At 71.2% G+C, this 18899-nt stretch carries 19 protein-coding genes; 12 read left to right on the top strand and 7 right to left on the bottom strand.

Translation table 11 applies throughout. The annotated features are described in order from the left end of the window. Positions 1-2 precede the first annotated feature (2 nt). The 7 genes from folP (at position 3) to QSK05_RS09300 (ending at position 5848) form a co-directional block, all read left to right on the top strand. Positions 3-827: a dihydropteroate synthase gene (gene folP, locus QSK05_RS09330; RefSeq protein ID WP_352300739.1), complete on the top strand. Its 825-nt coding sequence runs from the start codon at positions 3-5 to the stop codon at positions 825-827. Then, complete coding sequence (locus QSK05_RS09325; RefSeq protein WP_285596082.1) at positions 824-1792, top strand: glucosyl-3-phosphoglycerate synthase; 969 nt, start codon at positions 824-826, stop codon at positions 1790-1792. Before folP ends, QSK05_RS09325 begins: the two co-directional genes overlap by 4 nt. 47 nt (positions 1793-1839) lie before the next feature. Continuing rightward, positions 1840-2565 carry a DivIVA domain-containing protein gene (locus QSK05_RS09320; protein WP_285596080.1) on the top strand — a complete coding sequence of 242 codons (726 nt, stop codon included), beginning with the start codon at positions 1840-1842 and terminating at the stop codon, positions 2563-2565. Continuing rightward, positions 2565-3179 (top strand): SRPBCC family protein, encoded by a 615-nt coding sequence (locus tag QSK05_RS09315; protein WP_285596079.1) that lies wholly within the window; start codon positions 2565-2567, stop codon positions 3177-3179. Before QSK05_RS09320 ends, QSK05_RS09315 begins: the two co-directional genes overlap by 1 nt. After that, positions 3172-3825, top strand: a complete 654-nt coding sequence (locus tag QSK05_RS09310; RefSeq protein WP_285596077.1) for a DNA-3-methyladenine glycosylase I — start codon at positions 3172-3174, stop codon at positions 3823-3825. Before QSK05_RS09315 ends, QSK05_RS09310 begins: the two co-directional genes overlap by 8 nt. A 259-nt stretch (positions 3826-4084) precedes the next feature. Then, a complete protein-coding gene (locus QSK05_RS09305; RefSeq protein ID WP_231485466.1) occupies positions 4085-4252 on the top strand; it encodes a DUF3117 domain-containing protein in 168 nt (55 codons plus the stop codon). 87 nt (positions 4253-4339) lie between these two features. Beyond that, entirely contained in the window at positions 4340-5848 is a 1509-nt protein-coding gene (locus tag QSK05_RS09300; protein WP_285596072.1) for a leucyl aminopeptidase, read from the top strand. Positions 5849-5904: 56 nt separating this feature from the next. Here the strand turns inward: QSK05_RS09300 and QSK05_RS09295 are convergent, their stop codons facing one another. Both QSK05_RS09295 and QSK05_RS09290 read right to left on the bottom strand, forming a co-directional pair. Then, positions 5905-6408 carry a hypothetical protein gene (locus QSK05_RS09295; protein ID WP_285596070.1) on the bottom strand — a complete coding sequence of 168 codons (504 nt, stop codon included), beginning with the start codon at positions 6406-6408 and terminating at the stop codon, positions 5905-5907. Between the two features lie 446 nt (positions 6409-6854). Next, positions 6855-7538 carry an O-methyltransferase gene (locus QSK05_RS09290; protein ID WP_285596068.1) on the bottom strand — a complete coding sequence of 228 codons (684 nt, stop codon included), beginning with the start codon at positions 7536-7538 and terminating at the stop codon, positions 6855-6857. Between the two features lie 647 nt (positions 7539-8185). Between QSK05_RS09290 and sigE the strand changes: the two genes are divergently transcribed. The 4 genes from sigE (at position 8186) to QSK05_RS09270 (ending at position 12088) form a co-directional block, all read left to right on the top strand. Further along, positions 8186-8797 carry an RNA polymerase sigma factor SigE gene (gene sigE / locus QSK05_RS09285; RefSeq protein ID WP_285596066.1) on the top strand — a complete coding sequence of 204 codons (612 nt, stop codon included), beginning with the start codon at positions 8186-8188 and terminating at the stop codon, positions 8795-8797. Then, positions 8794-9381: a zf-HC2 domain-containing protein gene (locus tag QSK05_RS09280; RefSeq protein ID WP_285596064.1), complete on the top strand. Its 588-nt coding sequence runs from the start codon at positions 8794-8796 to the stop codon at positions 9379-9381. Before sigE ends, QSK05_RS09280 begins: the two co-directional genes overlap by 4 nt. A 126-nt stretch (positions 9382-9507) precedes the next feature. Next, positions 9508-11559 (top strand): S1C family serine protease, encoded by a 2052-nt coding sequence (locus QSK05_RS09275; RefSeq protein WP_285596062.1) that lies wholly within the window; start codon positions 9508-9510, stop codon positions 11557-11559. 70 nt (positions 11560-11629) lie between these two features. Next, positions 11630-12088: a twin-arginine translocase TatA/TatE family subunit gene (locus QSK05_RS09270; protein ID WP_285596059.1), complete on the top strand. Its 459-nt coding sequence runs from the start codon at positions 11630-11632 to the stop codon at positions 12086-12088. 156 nt (positions 12089-12244) lie between these two features. On the opposite strand, the gene QSK05_RS09265 is transcribed toward QSK05_RS09270, so the two are convergent. Next, complete coding sequence (locus QSK05_RS09265) at positions 12245-13375, bottom strand: Mrp/NBP35 family ATP-binding protein (protein WP_285596057.1); 1131 nt, start codon at positions 13373-13375, stop codon at positions 12245-12247. Between the two features lie 102 nt (positions 13376-13477). On the opposite strand from QSK05_RS09265, the gene QSK05_RS09260 reads away from it, so the two are divergent. Further along, positions 13478-14071 (top strand): GAF domain-containing protein, encoded by a 594-nt coding sequence (locus QSK05_RS09260; protein ID WP_285596054.1) that lies wholly within the window; start codon positions 13478-13480, stop codon positions 14069-14071. Here the strand turns inward: QSK05_RS09260 and QSK05_RS09255 are convergent. From QSK05_RS09255 to QSK05_RS09240, 4 genes are all read right to left on the bottom strand, one after another. Then, on the bottom strand, positions 14068-15993 hold the full coding sequence (locus tag QSK05_RS09255; RefSeq protein ID WP_285596052.1) for an ATPase, T2SS/T4P/T4SS family: 1926 nt from the start codon (positions 15991-15993) through the stop codon (positions 14068-14070). The two genes, QSK05_RS09260 and QSK05_RS09255, sit on opposite strands and share 4 nt — an antisense overlap. Then, positions 15990-16817 (bottom strand): DUF1003 domain-containing protein, encoded by an 828-nt coding sequence (locus QSK05_RS09250; RefSeq protein ID WP_285596051.1) that lies wholly within the window; start codon positions 16815-16817, stop codon positions 15990-15992. The genes QSK05_RS09255 and QSK05_RS09250 overlap by 4 nt, the downstream gene beginning before the upstream one ends. Continuing rightward, positions 16807-18090, bottom strand: a complete 1284-nt coding sequence (locus QSK05_RS09245) for a magnesium transporter MgtE N-terminal domain-containing protein (RefSeq protein ID WP_285596049.1) — start codon at positions 18088-18090, stop codon at positions 16807-16809. The genes QSK05_RS09250 and QSK05_RS09245 overlap by 11 nt, the downstream gene beginning before the upstream one ends. Before the next feature lie 147 nt (positions 18091-18237). After that, on the bottom strand, positions 18238-18825 hold the full coding sequence (locus tag QSK05_RS09240; protein WP_285596047.1) for a hypothetical protein: 588 nt from the start codon (positions 18823-18825) through the stop codon (positions 18238-18240). Positions 18826-18899: the final 74 nt, after the last annotated feature.

The raw sequence follows: 18899 nt of genomic DNA, 5'->3' as shown, positions 1-18899 counted from the left end.
TGATGGCGGTCATCAACCGCACACCCGACTCGTTCTACGCCGCCAACCGCATGATCGATGCGGACCGTGCGGCCGAGGCCGTCGCCCGCGCCGAGGCCGAGGGTGCGGACATCGTCGACATCGGCGGGGTCAAGGCCGGTCCCGGTACCGATGTGAACGTCACCGAGGAACTGCGCCGGGTCGTGCCCTTCCTGGCCCGGATCCGTTCCGACCACCCGGATCTGCTGCTCAGCGTGGACACCTGGCGGGCCGAGGTGGCACGCGAGGCCTGCGCCGCGGGGGCCGACCTGATCAACGACACCTGGGCCGGCCACGACCCGGAGCTGCCCGCGATCGCCGCGGCCACCGGTGCCGGGCTGGTCATCTCGCACACCGGCGGGGCCGTGCCCCGCACGCGTCCGCACCGGGTCGGCTACGGCACCGACCCCGAGGGCGTGGTGGACGACGTGCTGGCCGTGCTGGCGGGCAACGCCCGGCGGGCGGTGGACGCCGGGGTTCCGGGGGAGTCGCTGCTGCTCGACCCCACCCACGACTTCGGTAAGAACACCTGGCACGGCCTGGCTCTGCTGCGCCGCACCGAAGACCTCGTCGCGCTCAGGCACCCGGTGCTGATGTCGTTGTCCCGCAAGGACTTCGTGGGCGAGACACTGGATCTCGGCGTCGACGACCGGCTCGAGGGCACGCTCGCGGCCACCGCGGTCGCGGCCTGGTGCGGGGCGAAGGTGTTCCGCGTGCACGACGTCGCCGCGAGCCGCCGCGCCATCGACATGGTGGCCAGCATCCGGGGTGAACGCCCGCCGGCCCGTGCGGTGCGGGGGCTCGCGTGAGCTACGGGGTGTCTGCGGACGCGGGTGGCCTCCCGGTCGAGGTCGCCGACTGGTTCGCGCGGCGCACCTGGCAGCCGGTGCCCTGGAGCGCCGCCGAGCTGGTGGAGGCCAAACGCGGCCGCACCGTCAGCGTGGTGCTGCCCGCGCTGAACGAGGAGGGGACGGTCGCGGGGGTGGTCTCCGCGGTGCGGGCCGCCGGGGAACTGGTGGACGAGGTGGTGGTCATGGACGGTGGCTGCACCGATCGCACGGTGGAGAGGGCGGTCGCGGCCGGTGCCCGCGTCGTCCGGCTCGACGAGGCGCTGCCCGGTCTGACCCCACGGCCCGGCAAGGGTGAGGTGCTGTGGCGCTCGCTGGCCGCGACCCGGGGCGACCTGATCGTCTTCGTCGACGCGGACCTGGTCGAGGTCGGCCCCGAAGTGGTCGTGGGCCTGGTCGGGCCGCTGCTGACCGAGCCGGGTGTGCAGCTGGTGAAGGGCTTCTACCGGCGACCGCTGCGGATGGCGACGACCGAGCACCGCAGTGGCGGCGGCCGGGTCACCGAACTGATGGCGCGTCCCCTGCTGGCCCGCTTCGCACCGCGGCTCAGCGGGGTGGTGCAGCCGCTGGGCGGGGAATACGCCGCCCACCGCGACCTGCTCGCCCGGCTGCCCTTCGCGGGTGGCTACGGGGTGGAGATAGCGCTGCTCATGGACACGTGCCGCCTCGCCGGGCTGGACGCCATCGGCCAGGTCGACCTGGGGGTGCGCAAGCACCGCAACCGCGATCTCGCCGACCTGGGCGTGATGGCCTCGGAGATCCTGGCCGTGGTGCTGGACCGCTCCGGTGTGGACCCGGGACCCCGGCCCGTGGACCTGGTCCAGTTCGCCGAGGGCGAGCCGGCCGGCTCCGGCTGGTTCCCGGTGGTCCGCCGGGTGGAGAGGGCCGGTCGGGGGCCAATGAGAGACACCCTGAGCAGCAGATAGCTGTGCAAAATACGGAACTGTCGGTACCCCGTGGGACGATCTGATCCGTGACCTTGCTGATGGTGCTGCTGACCCTCGCCGTGGTCGCCGGGGTGATCGCCGTCGCCACCGGCGTCATCCGGGGCGGACTCGACGAGCCGGCCCAGACCGTGCCCGCCCGCGCCCTGCCCGCCGAGGGCGTCACCGGGCGCGACGTGGCCTCCTTGCGTTTTGTCCAGGGCTTCCGCGGCTACCGGATGGACCAGGTTGACGCCGCGCTCGACACCCTGGCGATCGAGGTCGATCGTCTGCGGGCCCAGGTGGCGCAGGAGAAGTCCGCCCGCCTTCAGCTCGCCCGCAGCGCGAGCGGGGGCGCGGTGACCACGACCGGTGAGGGCATCGTCCCCGTCGAGATGTCGCAAACTCCTCGCGATCAGGCCGCGAGGCCCGCAACCGGCGGCCCCGGAACAGGCTCGTTCGAAGCCCCGGGAGCGGCTACTCCGGGAACCGGTTCGTTGCCGACCACGGGTTCGCAGCCGTCAGGGGGGCAGCCGTCCTCCGGGCCGGGAACGGGCTCGTTCCCGGCGTCCGGGCCGTCGACCGGATCGGTTCCGGCCTCTGAATCCATTCCGGGAGTATCGGGTCCGGGTTCCTTCCCGGCCGCCGATGCTCCGGCGGGGCAGAACGACCCGCCGGCCGGGCCCGTCACGGGTCCGCTGCGGCGACCGCGGCGCCGGGCCGCGGGTGGCCCGTCGACCGGTGAGTTCCGGTCCCGTCCGGAAGGCCTTTCCTGATGGCGCGTTTTCGGGTGGAGGTGTCGATTGCGGCGCCGGTGTCCGTGGTGTGGGCCCGGCTGACCGACTGGTCGGCGCACGAGCAGATGGCCCCGCTGACGACCATCCGCGTCATCGGGGCGCCGGATCAGGTGGGCTCGGTGTTCGTGGCCCGCACCGGGGTCGGGCCGCTGGCCTTCGACGACTCGATGCGGATCGATGAGTTCGAGCCCCCGGCGCCGGCCTCCGACGGGCGGGCGATCGACGGCGGATCCGCACCTTCGGCCCGGTTCCGGGTGACCAAGACCGGGCGTGTCGTGAAGGGATGGGTCGAGGCCGAGGTGTGGCCGATGCCCGTGCCGCCCGGATCAGCCGGATCAGCCGGATCAGCCGGATCAGCCGGATCAGCCGGATCTTCTGGTGTGTCGGCCGGTGCCGGTGAACTGGGCGGGGCAGCCGGGGCGGCACAGACTTCCGGTACGCGACTGGTCTGGACCGAGGAGATCCGCGTGGTGCCGGAGTCCGTCACCCGGTTCGCCGATCCCCTCGTCGGGGCGGTGGCGCGGGCCGGGTACGGCGCGGCGCTGCGGAGGATGGGGCGGGGCATCGAGGGGGAAGCGGGCGCTCGTGGGTGAGACACGGGCGGCACTGGTCCTGGGCGACGACGGCCTCAAGCGCTGCTCCTGGGGCACGTCGAGTGCGGACTACCGGGCCTATCACGACGAGGAGTGGGGCCGGGCCGTGCACGGCGAGTCGCGACTCTTCGAGCGCGTCACGCTGGAGGCGTTCCAGTCGGGGCTGGCCTGGATCACGATCCTGCGCAAACGGGAGAACTTCCGGGCGGCGTTCAGCGCGTTCGACCCGGAGAAGGTCGCGGCGTTCGGAGAGGACGACGTGACCCGGCTGATGGGAGATGCGGGCATCGTCCGCAATCGGGCCAAGATCACCGCGGCGATCCGGAACGCCCGGGCCGTGCTCGAGGTGAGGGAGACGGTTGAGGGTGGACTCGATGCCCTGATCTGGTCCTTCGCCCCGGCCCGGCCGGCCCGGGCACCCCGGGTCCCGGGCGATGTGATGGCCACGACGCCGGAGTCGACGGCGCTGGCCAAGGCGCTGAAGAAGCATGGCTTCGCGTTCGTCGGGCCGACCACCGCCTACGCGGCGATGCAGGCGTGCGGGCTGGTGAACGACCACTTCGCCGGCTGCCATGCGCGGGCCCGCTCCGGGGGTGACGGGGTGGTGAAAAAGAGCGCACCTGTCGCTGTGGGCAGGCGCGGGTGAGCCGTGTCATGACAAAATTCATGACACCAGCCGATGCAAGAAATCTCTCGTGGGTCGCAAAACCTGCATTGCGGGTCGCAGTGGCAGCAAAATGAGACGTACGGAGCCCGCTCGGGTCACCGCGTTTCGTAGTGGAACCGGTCAGCGGGATAATGCTCGAAGTCACGCTCCGTGCTTTGCACGGGTAGGCGGCGGGTGTTGTGCCCATAGCATTCAGCGATTCCCAAGATCGGGAGTCGCGCCGAGGAAGGGGAGCCAGATGGCGGCCATGAAGCCGAGGACCGGCGACGGACCGCTGGAGGTCACGAAGGAAGGGCGCGGCATCGTGATGCGCGTTCCTCTTGAAGGTGGCGGCCGGCTGGTGGTTGAGATGTCCGCCACAGAGGCGAGTGAGCTGGGCGACGCACTCAAGGCAATAGGTAGCTAACCAGGTCGGCCGGCAGACCTGCCGGCCGGTGCGACGGAGGTCGGGCGGCAGATGGTTGCGGTGGCACGGGTAGAGGTGACACCCCGCGTGGGACCTCAGACCAGCGTCACGAACAGGTCCGGATCGCTCGTCTCCGCACTCCGGGAGACGGACGATGTCGACCTGATCGCGGTGTCGGTCCGCAAGGCCGATGGTTCGGTCGTCGCGGACCGGCACGGCGATCAGGTCGCGGCCGCCTACGGCGTCGATCTGACGTCGGTGCTCGCGGCAGAGCGGGTGAAGGCGGGTCCGGGCGAGGTCGTTCGGGTGCCGATGATGGCCCCGGACGGGCTGCCGTCGCGGTTCGTGCTGATCGGAATCGGTACGGGTTCTGCTCGTGATCTTCGTCGTGCGGCGGCTGCACTGGCTCGGAAGGCCCGCGGTCGCCGCCATGTCATGACCACCCTCGGTGACGGCTCTTCGACCGAGGGTGCACGCGCAGTGGTCGAGGGCTTCGTGCTCGGGGGTTACACGCCTCCTAGCGCGGGCCTGAAATCACGCGTGGAGTCGTCTCCGGCTGCCCAGCTGACCCTGGTCGGCCGTCATCCGGGGATCGGGCTCGACCGGGGCCGGGCCCATGCCCGGGCCACGGTGCTGGCCCGCGACCTGGCCGAGACGCCGGCCAACCTGAAGACCCCCGCGTGGCTTGCCCGACAGGCTGCCGATCTCGGCGCCGCCGCCGGGCTGGATGTTCAGATCTGGGACGAGGCCAGGCTGGCCGACGAGGGGTTCGGTGGGCTGCTGGCCGTCGGCTCCGGCTCGTCCACACCGCCGCGGTTCGTCCGCATCGATTACCGGCCGGAGGGCGGGCGCACCCGCAGACCGGTCGTGCTCGTCGGCAAGGGCATCACCTTCGACACCGGCGGAATCTCGATCAAGCCGCGCCTGTCCATGGTGCCGATGAAGACCGACATGTCCGGGGCGGCCGCTGTGCTGGCCGCCCTGCTGGCCTGCCCCGAGGTCGGGGTCCGCCGCCCGGTGACCGGGTTGCTCCCCCTGGCCGAGAACGCCTTCGGTGCCGGCTCCTACCGGCCCGGAGACGTCGTCACCACCTACGGCGGGCGCACGGTGGAGATCCTCAACACCGACGCCGAGGGCCGCCTGGTGCTGGCCGACGGCCTGGCCTACGCCGTGCGCAACCTCGATCCCGACGTGCTCGTCGACATCGCCACGCTGACCGGTGCGGCCGGAATCGGTCTGGGCAAGCGGCACGCCGCGCTCTACAGCACCACCGACCGGCTGGCCGGCGCCCTGACCGAGGCTGCCACCGGCAGCGGCGAGCAGGTCTGGCGCATGCCCCTGGTCGAGGACTACCGCCCGGTGCTCGACTCGGCCGTCGCCGACATCCGGCACGTGCCCGGCCGGGGGGCGCAGACCAGCGGTGGCGGCTCGATCACGGCGGCACTGTTCCTGCGTGAATTCACCGCCGGTGCCCGCTGGGCCCACCTCGACATTGCCGGACCGGCCCGATCCGACCGTGACGAGAACGAGGTCACGCGCGGGGCAACCGGTTTCGGCACCCGTCTGCTGCTGCGCTGGCTAGAGAGCCTGCGGTAGGCGGGTTTTCGGGTCGTCGCTGACGAGGAGCAGATCTGGGCCGGGAGGTCCGAGAATCAGTCGCCCTCGACCGCGGCCACCTGCCAGGTGCTGATGAAGTCCGGGTCGACGATGATCTCGCCGGTGTCGCGCAGCGTGTAGCGGCCGGTCGAGGCCTTGCGGTAGGCGCCGATGTCGGCCGGGAGCACCGCGGGCTCGGGCTCGCCGGGATGCTCCACCGTCACGACGCCGTCGGCCACCTCGAGGACCCGGCCGCAGAACTGCCGGGCATTGGTGACGTTTCCCGATTCGTCGAGGAACGTGATGCCGACCAGCAGGCGGTGCCCGACCATGACGCTGAGCTGCTCGCCCCCCCGCATGAGCCGCCGCGGTGCCGTGGCCCGGTTCGGGTCGATCGGGCCGGTGCGGTAGTGCCCGCTGCGCTCTTCCTCGGTCAGACCGTCGTCGGGTCCGGTGAGGTCGACGACCGAGGGCTCCTGGTCGTACTGCGTCAGATCGATGCGCCGGGGAGCCTGGTCGGCGGGGTGGACCTGATGCGTTCCGTGGGCCCGATGGGGCAAAGGGACGTGGTGGGCTGAAGGGTTGTCATGGGGCGAAGGGGATTCGTGGGGCGAGGGGGTGCTGTGAGGGGAGGGGGTGCCGTGGAGCGAAGGGGCGTCGTGAGGCGTCGATGGCCCATAGGGCGGGGGCGCCTCGTGGAGCGGAGAGGAGGGCTCCCCTGCGACCTGGTGAGTCGGAGGCGTTGGGCGGTTCTGGTGGGCCGCGGGCATTGAGGGGACCGAACCGGTCGGGGGAACGGTGCCCAACTCGATGCCGCGATAGCCGGGGGAGTCCAGGAGCGGGCTGATGACCTGTACGGAACCGGTCGGAGCGGCTGCGGTGGGCCCGGCTCCTGGCTGCGGGGTGCCGGAGCGTCCGGCCGGGTCTGTCGTCCCGTGCGGCTGCGGCTCGTCGCCCTGCGCGTTCCCGGGTGGCCGCACGCTGTGCCGGCCCCCCGTCGCTCCGCTCAGCGTTTCACCGCCAGCAACAGACCGCCCCCGGTCGGCAGCAGGGCCGGCAGGAGCTGCTCGTGGTCGCGCACGGCCTTGCCCAGCTCGCGGATGGAGGTGGTCATCGGGTCGCGCTGGGCCGGGTCGGCCACCCGGTCGCGGTGGAGCGCGTTGTCCACGGCCAGCGCGCCGCCGGGGCGCAGCAGCCGGACGGCCTGCTCCAGGTGCTCGTCGACGTCGAGGGCCCCGGCCTCCAGCAGCACCAGGTCGTAGGCGGCGTCGGTGAGACGGGGCAGCACGTCGAGGGCGCGCCCGGGAATCATCCGGGTGCGGTTGGGCCGGATGCCCGCCTCGGCGAACGCCTCGCGGGCGGCCCGCTGGTTCTCCACCTCGACGTCGATCGTGGTGAGCACTCCGTCGACGGGCATGCCGCGCAACAGGTACAGGGCGCTGACGCCGGTGCCGGTGCCGATCTCGACCACGGCGCGGGCCTTCAGCGCGGCCGCCACCACGCCCAGCGCGGCCCCCGCCCCGGGGGCGATCGCGGAGCAGCCCAGCTCGTCCGCGCGGGCGCGGGCACGGGCCAGCACGTCGTCCTCGGGGACGAACGTCTCGGCGTAGGCCCAGCTCGCGGGCGTCGGGGCTTTGATCGCTGGCTCCAGTGGCGGTGTGCAGGTGCGCCGGCGAGGACGTTTCCGCACCGGACCCCCACAGCGTAGTGCTCCATCCCCACGGTCCCCCATCTACTGCGGACGGGTTACACAACGCGCCGCGGCCACCGTCCCGGCACCACCACCGGGGGAGTCGGTGGTGGCTGTGTACCACCGGCGCTGCAGGGGTACCTCAGGGTCGGGCCGGGGGTTGGCCTGATGGCGGACGCGGGTGGGCTCGTCGAGGATGGATCTCGCGGACGGACGTGGTGGCACTCAGAGCGGCACCGGTTCGTCGCAGACAGGGGACACGGTGGAGAGCACGAGATCCGGGCGAACGGGCGACCGTCAGGTCACCGGCACCGAACTCCCAGGAAACTCCCGGGTACGAATGGAAACGTCTGTTCGTATCAATCGGGAACGCGTCACCCAAGTGATGCGTTGGGACCAGTTGAGCGAGAGGCGCTCACCGCAGTGGCACGAGGCCTCTACGGTGAGCGAGGATGGGAGGCAGGGTGTCGGCGTACGCGATACCTGCGGGGTCGTTCCCGCTGAGGCTGTTCGGTCGGGGTCGCACTCAGGACCGGGCGGTCACAAGCGTGGGTGAATCACGCTTCGCTCCGTCCGAGGGGTCCGGGTTGCCGCACGAGGCACGGAAGTCAGAGCCGGCCGTCGCCCCACTCGCAGTGGAGCGCGCCGTGGTCGCCCCGGCGGCCTCCGCGGAGGTTGCCTGGACGCCCCCGAGCTGGGACTCGATCGTCCGTGAGCACTCCACCCGGGTCTACCGGCTGGCCTACCGTCTGACGGGAAACCAGCACGACGCCGAAGACCTCACGCAGGAGGTGTTCGTCCGCGTCTTCCGCTCGCTCTCCTCGTACACCCCCGGCACCTTCGAGGGCTGGCTGCACCGCATCACCACGAACCTCTTCCTCGACCAGGCGCGCCGCAAGCAGCGCATCCGGTTCGACAACCTGACCGACGAGGTCACCGACCGGCTCCCCGGCCGTGAAGCCGGTCCGGAGCGGGCCTGGGAGCACAACAACCTCGACTACGACGTGCAGCGTGCGCTCGATGCCCTGCCGCCGGACTTCCGCGCCGCGGTGGTGCTCTGCGACATCGAGGGGCTCTCCTACGAGGAGATCGCCGCCACGCTGGATGTGAAGCTCGGCACGGTGCGCTCGCGGATCCACCGCGGCCGGGCCCTGCTGCGTGAGGAACTCGCGCACCGCCGGCCGGCCGCCCCGGTCTTCAGCCGGAGCGGCGAGAGCACCGAGACCATCGTGCAGCCCGCCGCGCAGGTGGCTCCATGAGTCATCTCGGTGGACGTCTGAGCGAGCTGGTCGACGGTGAGGTCGAGGGCTTCGCCGCAGATCGTGCGCTCAGGCATCTTGCCGACTGCCAGGAATGCCGGGACGCGCTCGAGGTCGAGCGGCTGATGAAGCAGCGTCTGGTCAGCCTGACGGTGCCGGAGCCCGGCGACGACTTCCTGCGCAACCTGCTCGAGATGGGCGGCCCGTCGGGCCCTCTTCCGCCGCGGCGCGAACATGTGCCCGGCAGCCCGCGTCCGGCGTTCGTCTCGCCCGGGGTGAGTACCCGACCGGCCGGGCGCCGTGAGGTGCGGGTGTTCTCGATGCCCGCACCGCCGACCCGTAAAGACGCGGCCTTCGGGCAGCGTCGTAGCCGGCTGTCCACGCCCCAGCGCCGGGTGGCCGCCACCCTGGTGGGCGCGGCCTGCCTGGTCGGCGTCGGGGTCGGAGGCGGCGTCGCCAGTCACGCGGTCAGCGCGGCCGACGTGGTGACCCCCGTGGACAGTTTCGTGGTGCGGTACATCGCCACCACCGATGTCAGCCCGTTCGGTTCGCAGAGCCACTGGACCGGTCTCGGCGGCCGCTGATCCTCCCGGCCCGGTGCCCCTGCAACCGGTGTCCGATGCGCGGCCCGCAGGCAGGCGTGTCAGAGTTGGGTTCGGCCCGAATGGGGCCGCCGGCACGCTCATGAGCACCACCCGCGAGGAGCAGGGATGACTGACGAAGACCGCCCGTCACAGGACGAGCAGGTCTACTGGGCGCCGAAGAACGACGCGTCCCAGGAACAGGCGGGACTGTCGTCCTCGGAGCAGACCCAGGCTGCAGGGCCGGGCGTCACTCGTGACGACCTGAACCGTGACGGCTCGAACCGGGATGACACCGTCGAGCGCCCCTCCGTCCACGGGCAGAACCACGTGCCCGCCGACGGCCAGGACCAGGCGCCGGCCGGACGTTCCCCGGAGCAGTCTCAGTACTTCCGTCCGCTGGAGCAGCCACGGTCCTCGGACAGGCCCGGCGAGGACGAGCCGCGGGAGCAGACCCCGCCGGCCCCGAGCTGGAGCGCCTACCCGCAGACCCCGGACAGCAGCCGGAACAGCGGTCAGGGCAGCAACCAGAGTCCCGACCGGCTCGGTGAGATCTCTCCGACCGCCCCGCAGCCGCAGTACGGCACCGGCAACACCGCCTTCCCGCAGAGTCGGCCCGCGTTCCAGGACTCGTCCGCCCCACAAGGGCTACCGGCGCCGCAGAGTCAGCCCGGTTCACAGGGGCAGCCGGGTCCGCAGGGTCTGCCGGTGTCGCAGAGTCAGCCCGGTTCGCAGAGTCAGCCGGGGTTGCAGAGTCCGCACACCCCGGTCTTCCGTGCCCCGCAGTCCCCGCCGAGTGCCTGGTCGTCGCCGAGCGGTGCACCGGCGTCGGGTGCGAGCTGGTCGGCCGACCTCGGCGACGCCCAGGATCGCCCGACCGGTCCCGACCCGCAGACCGGCCCGAACTTCCAGGCTGCACCGAACTTCCCGGCCGGCCCGTCGTCGCAGTACGGCTACGGCCAGCCGAACCAGCAGAACCAGCCGTACGGTCAGTCGCTGGTGCCCGGGATGCAGCCGAGCTGGGGCAACCCGCCGACCGTGCCCCCGGGCCGGGCCAACGGCCGATCGTCGGGCCGGGCCTCGCTCATTGCCGCGGCCCTCGGTGTCGGCCTTCTCGCGGGTGTGCTGGGAGGTTTCGGCGGCAGCGCGCTCTACGACGACGTGGCCGACTCCAGCGGCCGGGCGCCGACGCTCAACCTGCCGGAACCGGTGCAGGACAACCGCGACCAGACGGCCGGCGAGGTCACCGCGGTGGCCTCGGCCGTGACGCCGGCCGTGGTGTCGCTCGAGGTCACCTCCGCCAGCGCCGAGGGCACGGGCTCGGGCTTCGTGATCGACGCCGAGAACGGCTACATCCTGACGAACAACCACGTGGTCACGGCCGAGAGCGGTGACGCCACCGACTCGACGATCCGGGTCGTGTTCCAGGACGGCACCCAGGCCAAGGGCACGCTGGTGGGGGCGGACGCCTCCTACGACCTGGCCGTGGTCAAGGTGAAGGCGAAGGGCCTGCAGGAGCTCACGTTCGGCGACTCCGACCAGACCCAGGTCGGTGATCCGGTGGTGGCGATCGGAGCCCCGCTCGGGCTCCAGGGCACGGTCACCACCGGCATTGTGAGTGCGCTGAACCGCCCGGTCGCGGCCGGCGGGGGCGACAGCCCGGCGTTCATCAACGCGATCCAGACCGACGCCGCGATCAACCCGGGTAACTCCGGTGGTCCGCTGGTGAACACGGCCGGTCACGTGATCGCGGTGAACTCGGCGATCGCCCGGGTGCCCGACACCACGGGCAACAGCACCTCGGGCAGCATCGGGCTGGGTTTCGCGATCCCGAGCAACCAGGCGCAGCGCACGGCCGAGCAGCTGATCCAGACCGGCAAGGCCGACCACCCGATCATCGGCGTCTCGCTCGCCCAGAACTACACCGGTCAGGGCGTCCAGGTGGCCACCAGCGCGACCGGTGGCCAGCAGCCGGTCACCCCGGGCGGCCCGGCCGCCGAGGCGGGCATCAAGGCGGGCGACGTGATCACCAAGTTCAACGGCCGGCCGGTGACGGCTCCGGACGAGCTGATCGTCGCGATCCGCGCCGAGAAGCCGGGGGACACCGTCAAGCTGACCATCCGTCGTAACGGGGGCAGCGAGAAAGAGGTCGAGGTGAAACTCAGTGCGTCCAGTGACTGAGCGTCAGGCCAGCCATCCTGCCGGGCACCGGGCGGTTGGACTTCCGCTCGGCAGCGCCTAGTCTCACATCGTGTTCGGTATTAATCCGGCGGAGTTCATCGTCCTCGCGGCGGTGGCTGCGGTCGTGCTCGGCCCGGAGCGGCTGCCGCAGTACGCCCAGGGCCTGGCCCGCATCGTGGTCCAGCTGCGCAACATGGCCCAGGGCGCCTCCCGGCAGGTGCGGGAGGAACTCGGCCCTGAGTTCGACGACATCGACTGGCAGAAGCTCGATCCGCGTCAGTACGACCCCCGCCGCATCGTGCGTGATGCTCTCAGCGAAGCCTGGGACCCCGACGACCCGCTGGGTCTGAAGCAGAACGGCTACACCAAGGACGACCTCGACCTGGGCGGGAACGGCACCTCGGCGAACGGCCGCGCCACTCGCCCGACGACGTCCTCCAGCAGTGAGAGCGCCGACACGATGGGCGAGAAGACCCAGGCGGCCAAGCCGCCGGCCGGCACCCCGGCGTTCGACCCGGACGCCACCTAGGGCGGTCACCGCGACAGTCGGCATCGGCCTTGGCGAGTGATCAGGCCACTTCGCCGGGGAAGTTTCCTGATGGCGAACGAAAGCCCCGGCCGACAACCGTGAAAGCCCTCCGCAGAGATCTGCGGAGGGCTTTCACGCATAGGGGAGAAGAAGAGCTCAGCGACCGGTCGGTGTCAGACCGAGCGAGCGTCCGGCCAGCCCCCGGGCGCGGTGCCCGAGCTTGCGGGCCACGCCCGACAGCGCCACGGCGGCGGCGCTGTCCGGGTGGGAGCGCACCACGGGCACCCCGTTGTCGCCACCCTCGCGCAGCGAGACGTCGAGCGGGATCTGGCCGAGCAGCGGCACCGGCGAGCCGATCGACTGCCCGAGGGAGTCGGCCACGGCCTGGCCCCCGCCGGACCCGAAGATCTCCAGCCGGGTGCCGTCGGGCTGCTCCAGCCAGGACATGTTCTCGACCACACCGACGATCTGCTGCTTGGTCTGCAGGGCGATCGACCCGGCCCGTTCGGCCACCTCGGCCGCGGCGGTCTGCGGAGTGGTGACCACCAGGATCTCCGCGGTCGGCAGCAGCTGGGCCGTGCTGATCGCGATGTCGCCGGTGCCGGGCGGCAGGTCGAGCAGGAGCACGTCGAGGTCGCCCCAGAACACGTCGGTGAGGAACTGCTCCAGCGCCCGGTGCAGCATCGGTCCACGCCACACCACCGGCTGGTTGCCGGGCACGAACATGCCGATCGAGATGACCTTCACATCGTGCGAGACCGGCGGCAGGATCATGTCGTCCACGCGGGTGGGCGGGCGGTCCACGCCGAGCATGCGGGGCACCGAGAAGCCGTAGACATCGGCGTCGAGCACACCCACGGCGAGCCCGTCGGCCGCCATCGCCGCGGCCAGGTTGACCGTGATCGACGACTTGCCCACGCCGCCCTTGCCCGACGCGACCGCGTAGATACGGGTCAGCGAGCCGGGTTTGGCGAACGGGATCTCCTTGGTCGCCTGCCCGCCGCGCAGCTTCTCGCGCAGCGTGCCGCGCTGGTCGTCGGACATCACGCCGAGCGAGACCCCGACCTCCGAAACCCCGGCAACGCCCAGGACGGCCGCCTTCACATCGGCCGTGAGCCGCTCTTTCATGGGGCAGCCGGCGACCGTCAGCAGCACGTTGACCCGGACCGTGGAGCCGTCGATGTCGACGGATTCGATCATGTCGAGTTCGGTGATCGGGCGACGGATCTCGGGATCGTTGACCGTGGAGAGAGCGGCGTGGACGGCATCGAGCAGCGGCGCTGGCATGAGTCGATGGTATGACGCCGGGGAGGCGGCCGAGCACGCGGACAGTGGCCGGGCAGTGCCCGGCCGAGGCCGGGGCAACGATTCAGCGCGCGGAACGTCAGCATGTCCCGCAGGATGGTTGCGGGCCCGGGGGTGCCCACGTTGTTGATGATCCGGGCCGGCGGGGGTGAATCAGCGTCGGCCGGTACGACCTTGTACGACCTTGGAGGTGTGGTGGAACTGCCGCCACGGACCCCGCTACCCGCGGGCGCAGTACCGAGTCTCGACGAGCTGTGCGTGCGCACGGCCCAGCGGCTGGGTAGCCCGGTCGCCCTGGTGTCGCTGGTCGACGGAGAGGGCCAGGCCCTGCCGGGAGCTTTCGGCCTGGCCGAGCCCTGGTCCAGCGAGCGCTGGACACCTCTGACCCATTCGTTCTGCCAGCACGTGGTGACCTCCGGCCGGCCGTTCGTGGTGGACAACGCCCACGACGACCCGTCGGTCGCGGACAATCTCGCGATCATGGAGCTCGGGGTCATCGCCTACGCGGGGGTGCCCCTGATCGCCGGTGACGACCACCAGGTGGTCGGGGCCCTGTGCGCGATCGACCACAAGCCCCGGGTCTGGACCGACGAACAGGTCCACGAACTGAGCGCCCTCTCCGCCGAGGTTGCCGACCAGCTGGCCCTCCTGATCAAAGAGGCTGGTCAGAAGCCTTAGGTGACGACCGCGGTCCGGCAGTAGGGGCAGACCCGCCAGTCCTCCTCGAGCGCCCGGCCACAGTTCTGGCAGTGCCCACGGTCGAGGTTCGTCGCGCAGTACGGGCAGGCCACCATGTCCTCGGAGACGTGCTTGCCGCACTTCGGGCACGAGTGGGTGGCCTCGGAGTCGGAGTGCGTGACCCGGATGACCTCTTCGTAGGTGGTCTTTCCCTGCCGGGCCTTGGCCAGCCCGGAGTTGCGCAGCGTGGACATCCCAGCCTGCCGCGCGGCCGCCGCGATCGAGGCCTCGCTGGCGTCTTTCATCAGCACCTGGCGCATCGTGTTGTCCACGACGAGCACCTCGTAGACGGCGGTGCGGCCCTTGTAGCCGGTGCCGCCGCACTCCGGGCAGCCGGTGCCCATCTTCGGGGTGGCGCCCTCCAGGTCGGAGGGCAGCAGCCCGAGCACGGTCAGGGTGTCCCGTGAGGGGACGTAGGGCGCGATGCAGCTGGAGCACGGCGTGCGCACCAGACGCTGCGCGATCGCGCAGGTCAGCGACGACGCGACGAGGAACGGTTCAACACCCATGTCGACCAGACGGGTCAGGGCGGCCACGGCCGAGTTGGTGTGCAGCGTGGTCAGCACCAGGTGACCGGTGATGGACGCGGTCAGGGCCAGCTCGGCGGTCTCCTCGTCGCGGACCTCACCGACCAGGATGATGTCGGGGTCCTGCCGCAGGATCGAGCGCAGGCCGGCTGCGAAGGTCATGCCGATCTTGGCGTTCGCACCCACCTGGGTGATCCCGGGCAGCTGCACCTCGACCGGGTCCTCGAGCGTGACGATGTTCTTCTCAGGGTCGCTGATCTGCGCGATCGCGGAGTACAGGGTGTTCGTCTTGCCCGATCCGGTGGGGCCGGTGATCAGCACCAGACCCTGCGGTACGGCCAGCGATGCCTCGAAGTTGGCCAGCTGGTCGGGTTCGAAACCCAGCTGCGACAGGGTGGGCACCTCGTCGCCGCGGGTCAGCAGCCGGATGACGACCTTCTCACCGTGAAGGCTCGGCAGGGTGCTGACGCGGCAGTCGATGGACATGCCCTCGACCACGATGCGGGTACGGCCGTCCTGCGGGATCCGGCGCTCGGAGATGTCCAGACCCGACATGATCTTGATCCGGCTGATCACCGAGGTGGCGATGCGGCGCGGAGCGTTCATCACGTCGCGCAGCAGACCGTCGATGCGGTACCGCACGCGCAGCACCTCGCGCTGGACCTCGACGTGGATGTCGGAGGCGCGAAGCCGCACGGCGTCGCCGAAGATGCGGTTCACCAGCTTGACGATGGGTGCCTCGTCGTCGGCGGTGCCCAGGGACGTGAGGTCGGCCTCGTCCTCCTCGATGCTCTCCTCGGCCATCGAGACGGCGCTGGAGTCGGAACCGAGCGACCAGGCCCGGGCCAGCTGGTCCCGGATCTGGCTGTCCGTGGCCACCATCACCGTGATGTCAGCGCTACGGGTGTAGAGCTTCACATCGTCGAGCGCGAGCACGTTCGTGGGGTCGGCGGCGGCCACCAGCAGGCCCTTGGACGTGCGGTCGAGCACGAGAACGCGGGTGCGCTCGGCCACCGCCCGGGGCAGCAACCGCACCACGTCGGGGGCGGGCATCGTGCGGGAGAGATCGACGATCTGCAGGCCCAGCAACTTGGCCAGGGCCTCGGCGACATCGCGCTCGGTGGCGAAACCGAGGTCGGACACCACCTGCCCGAGCCTGCGGCGCGGGGCGTCGGGGCGGCGCTGGTCGGCCAGGGCGAGTTCGAGCTGTGCGGCGGTGAGGAGACCGGAGTCCACCAGCACGTCACCGAGTCGTCTGCGCCCAGCGGGTGGCGACTGACCGGGCTGGCGGGCTGGGCCGGGCTGAACCCCGGCGCCCGGAGGGGTCGTCGTCACGAACTCTCTGTCGGCACCGCCGAGTCATTTATTAAGCCGGAACGGTGATCGTTCGACTCCGTACCGTTGTCACGGACGGGCAGAGCAGATCGGATCGAGCCGTTCGAGCCGCCGTTCGGGGAGTCCTTGACGTCTTTCTGTGACTTCGGGGTCTTCTTCTTGGGCCGCGACGAGACCGGCCGGTCGCCGAACTCCTCCAGCAGCGTCCGCAGCTCCGAGCGGACGAAGTCCCGGGTGGCGACCTCGTTCAGCGCGATCCGCAGCGCGGCCACCTCGCGGGCCAGGTACTCGGTGTCGGCCAGGGAGCGTTCGGCCCGGTTCCGGTCCTGCTCCGCGGACACCCGGTCGCGGTCGGCCTGGCGGTTCTGGGCCAGCAGGATCAGCGGGGCCGCGTAGGAGGCCTGCAGGCTCAGCAGCAGCGTCATCAGGGTGAAGTTCAGCCGTCGCGGGTCGAACTGCAGGTTCTCGGGGGCCATCCAGTTCCAGGCCAGCCAGCCGCCGACGAACACCGTCATCCCGATCAGGAACGATGCCGTTCCCATGAAGCGGGCGAAGCGCTCGGAGGCCCGGCCGAACCGTTCGGTGTCCAGTGCCGGGGCGGTGCGGCGATTGCGCCGTGAGGCGTCGAGCGGGGAGTCCAGACCGCTGCCCGCCGATGAGGTGACCCGCCGGAACCACTGCGCGACACCGCCGGACTCCCGTTCCGAGGTCCGGGGCCGCTGCTCGTTACGGGCCTTGGCCGAGCGCTTCTTACCAGAGCGCTTGCGGTCGGGGCGGCTGCGCCCGGAGACCGGGCGGTCGAGGCGGGCGCGATCAGAAGACACGCGGGATCTCCCCGGTCATCCCGGCGTCTCGCAGGTCGGCCGGGTCTTCGCGCCAGTGCCGCGGCAGCAGGTGGTCGAGCACGTCGTCCACGGTGACCGCGCCCACCAGCCGGCCGGTCTCGTCGGCGATCGGAGCCGACACCAGGTTGTAGTGCGCCATCACCCGCGCCACCTGCTCCAGGGTCGCGTGCGTGGGCAGCGCCTTGACGTCCTTGTCCATGATCGAGCCGATGGACTGGTGCGGGGGCTCACGCAGCAGGCGCTGGATGTGCACCATGCCCAGGTACTTGCCGGTCGGGGTCTCCAGGGGCGGGCGGCAGACGAACACGGCCGCGGCCACGGCGGGGGAGAGGTCGGCACGGCGCACCCGGGCCAGGGCCTCGGCGATCGCGGCGTCCGGCGGCAGCACCACGGGCTCCGGCGTCATCAGGCCGCCGGCGGTGTCGTCGTCGTAGGCCAGCAGCCGGCGCACGTCCTCGGCCTCGTCCGGCTCCATCAGCTCCAGCAGCTGATCGCGCTGGTCCAGCGGCAGCTCGGAGAGCAGGTCGGCGGCATCGTCGGGCTGCATCGCCTCGAGCACGTCGGCGGCCCGGCCGGACTCCAGCGCGGTGAGGATCTCGACCTGCGCCTCTTCGGGCAGCTCCTCCAGCACGTCGGCCAGCCGGTCGTCGGTCAGCGCCGATGCCACCTCGTGCCGGCGTTTGGGGGCCAGCTCGTGGATCACCTCGGCCAGGTCGGCGGCCTTCAGCCCCTCGAACGCGGCCAGCAGGTTGGCGGCACCCTGCCGTTCCTCGACGATGCCGAAACCCTCGAGATCGTCAATGTCGACGACGAAGGCTTCACCCTTGCGGGCGAACCGGCCCGGCCGGACCCGGCGCACGTAGGCCCGGCACAGCCGCCATTCCTTCGTCCGGCTCGGCTGCATGGCAACGTCTTCGATGACGACCCGGCTGTCGTCCTCCCGCAACGTCACGGTGCGGTCGAGCAGCTCGCCCAGCACCAGCGTCTCGGTCGGCCTCTGCTCGAAGCGGCGCATGTTCACCAGGCCGGTGGTGATGACCTGACCGGCGTCGATGTTGGTCACGCGGGTCATCGGCAGGAACACCCGACGACGCCCGACCACCTCGACCATGAGCCCGACCACGCGGATCGGCTTGCCCGGCCGGAACATGACAATGACGTCGCGGACCCTCCCGACCTGATCGCCGAGCGGGTCGAAGACGGCCAGACCGGCCATCCGCGCGACAAAAACCCGGTTCGCGGCAGCACCCACGCGCCTCACACTAGGCGGCAGGGTCCAGATCGGCTCGCTGGGGCTGTGGTGGCGTGGATCACCGATGAAGAACGATGTCGAGCTTCTCCGGCGGGGTTCGCCTACCGGCGAGCAAGGTGAGTGAGCCACGAAGGCTCACCCTCGTCCTCAATTCTGGTCGTCGTCGTTGCGCCGGCGCAGCCGCAGCGCCCGCCGCAGGCGGCTGCCCAGATGGAAGGGCGGCTTCTCGGTGGTGGTACCCGGACCGCCGAGCACGGGCAACGATCCGGTCGGGGTGGAGTCGTCGCCCTGCGCCGCCACGGTCACCGCGATCGGGCGCAACAGCGAGACCACCGCGCCGGACGCCCAGCGCTCACGCTGCTGCGCCACGTCGACAGCGTTGAGACGCGCCGTGGACAGGACGGTCGCCGCCGCGTCCCACTCCGGGGTGTGCGAGGTCAGCGTGTCCACGTGGGCGAGGAAACCGATGACGGCCGCGCCGGTGTCCTTGCTCCGGGCCATCACCTCGACCTCGCCGGTCAGCACCGGGAGCATCTGCTCACCCGCGCCGTAGACCAGGGCCACCGCATCGTCGTGCCAGGTGTGCCAGACCGCCTGGTAGCGCGCGGTGCCCCCGGGCTTGACCCAGACCACGTCACTACGGCTGCAGGCCTCGGCCACCAGCGCCGCCTCGACCGGGGACAGCGGCCGGCGCAGTTGCTGCTGCCCGTGGCCGGGAGCGGGTTGGGCGGTCACATCTGCGAGCGTGCCACAGGTGTCTGGTAGTTCCGCCCGCTCCGGGCGGTCTGCGACCCAGCTGTGGCCGGGAC

Source organism: Kineosporia sp. NBRC 101731, from assembly GCF_030269305.1.
Lineage (GTDB): Bacteria > Actinomycetota > Actinomycetes > Actinomycetales > Kineosporiaceae > Kineosporia.
This window is presented reverse-complemented; position numbering and strand designations above follow the sequence as displayed.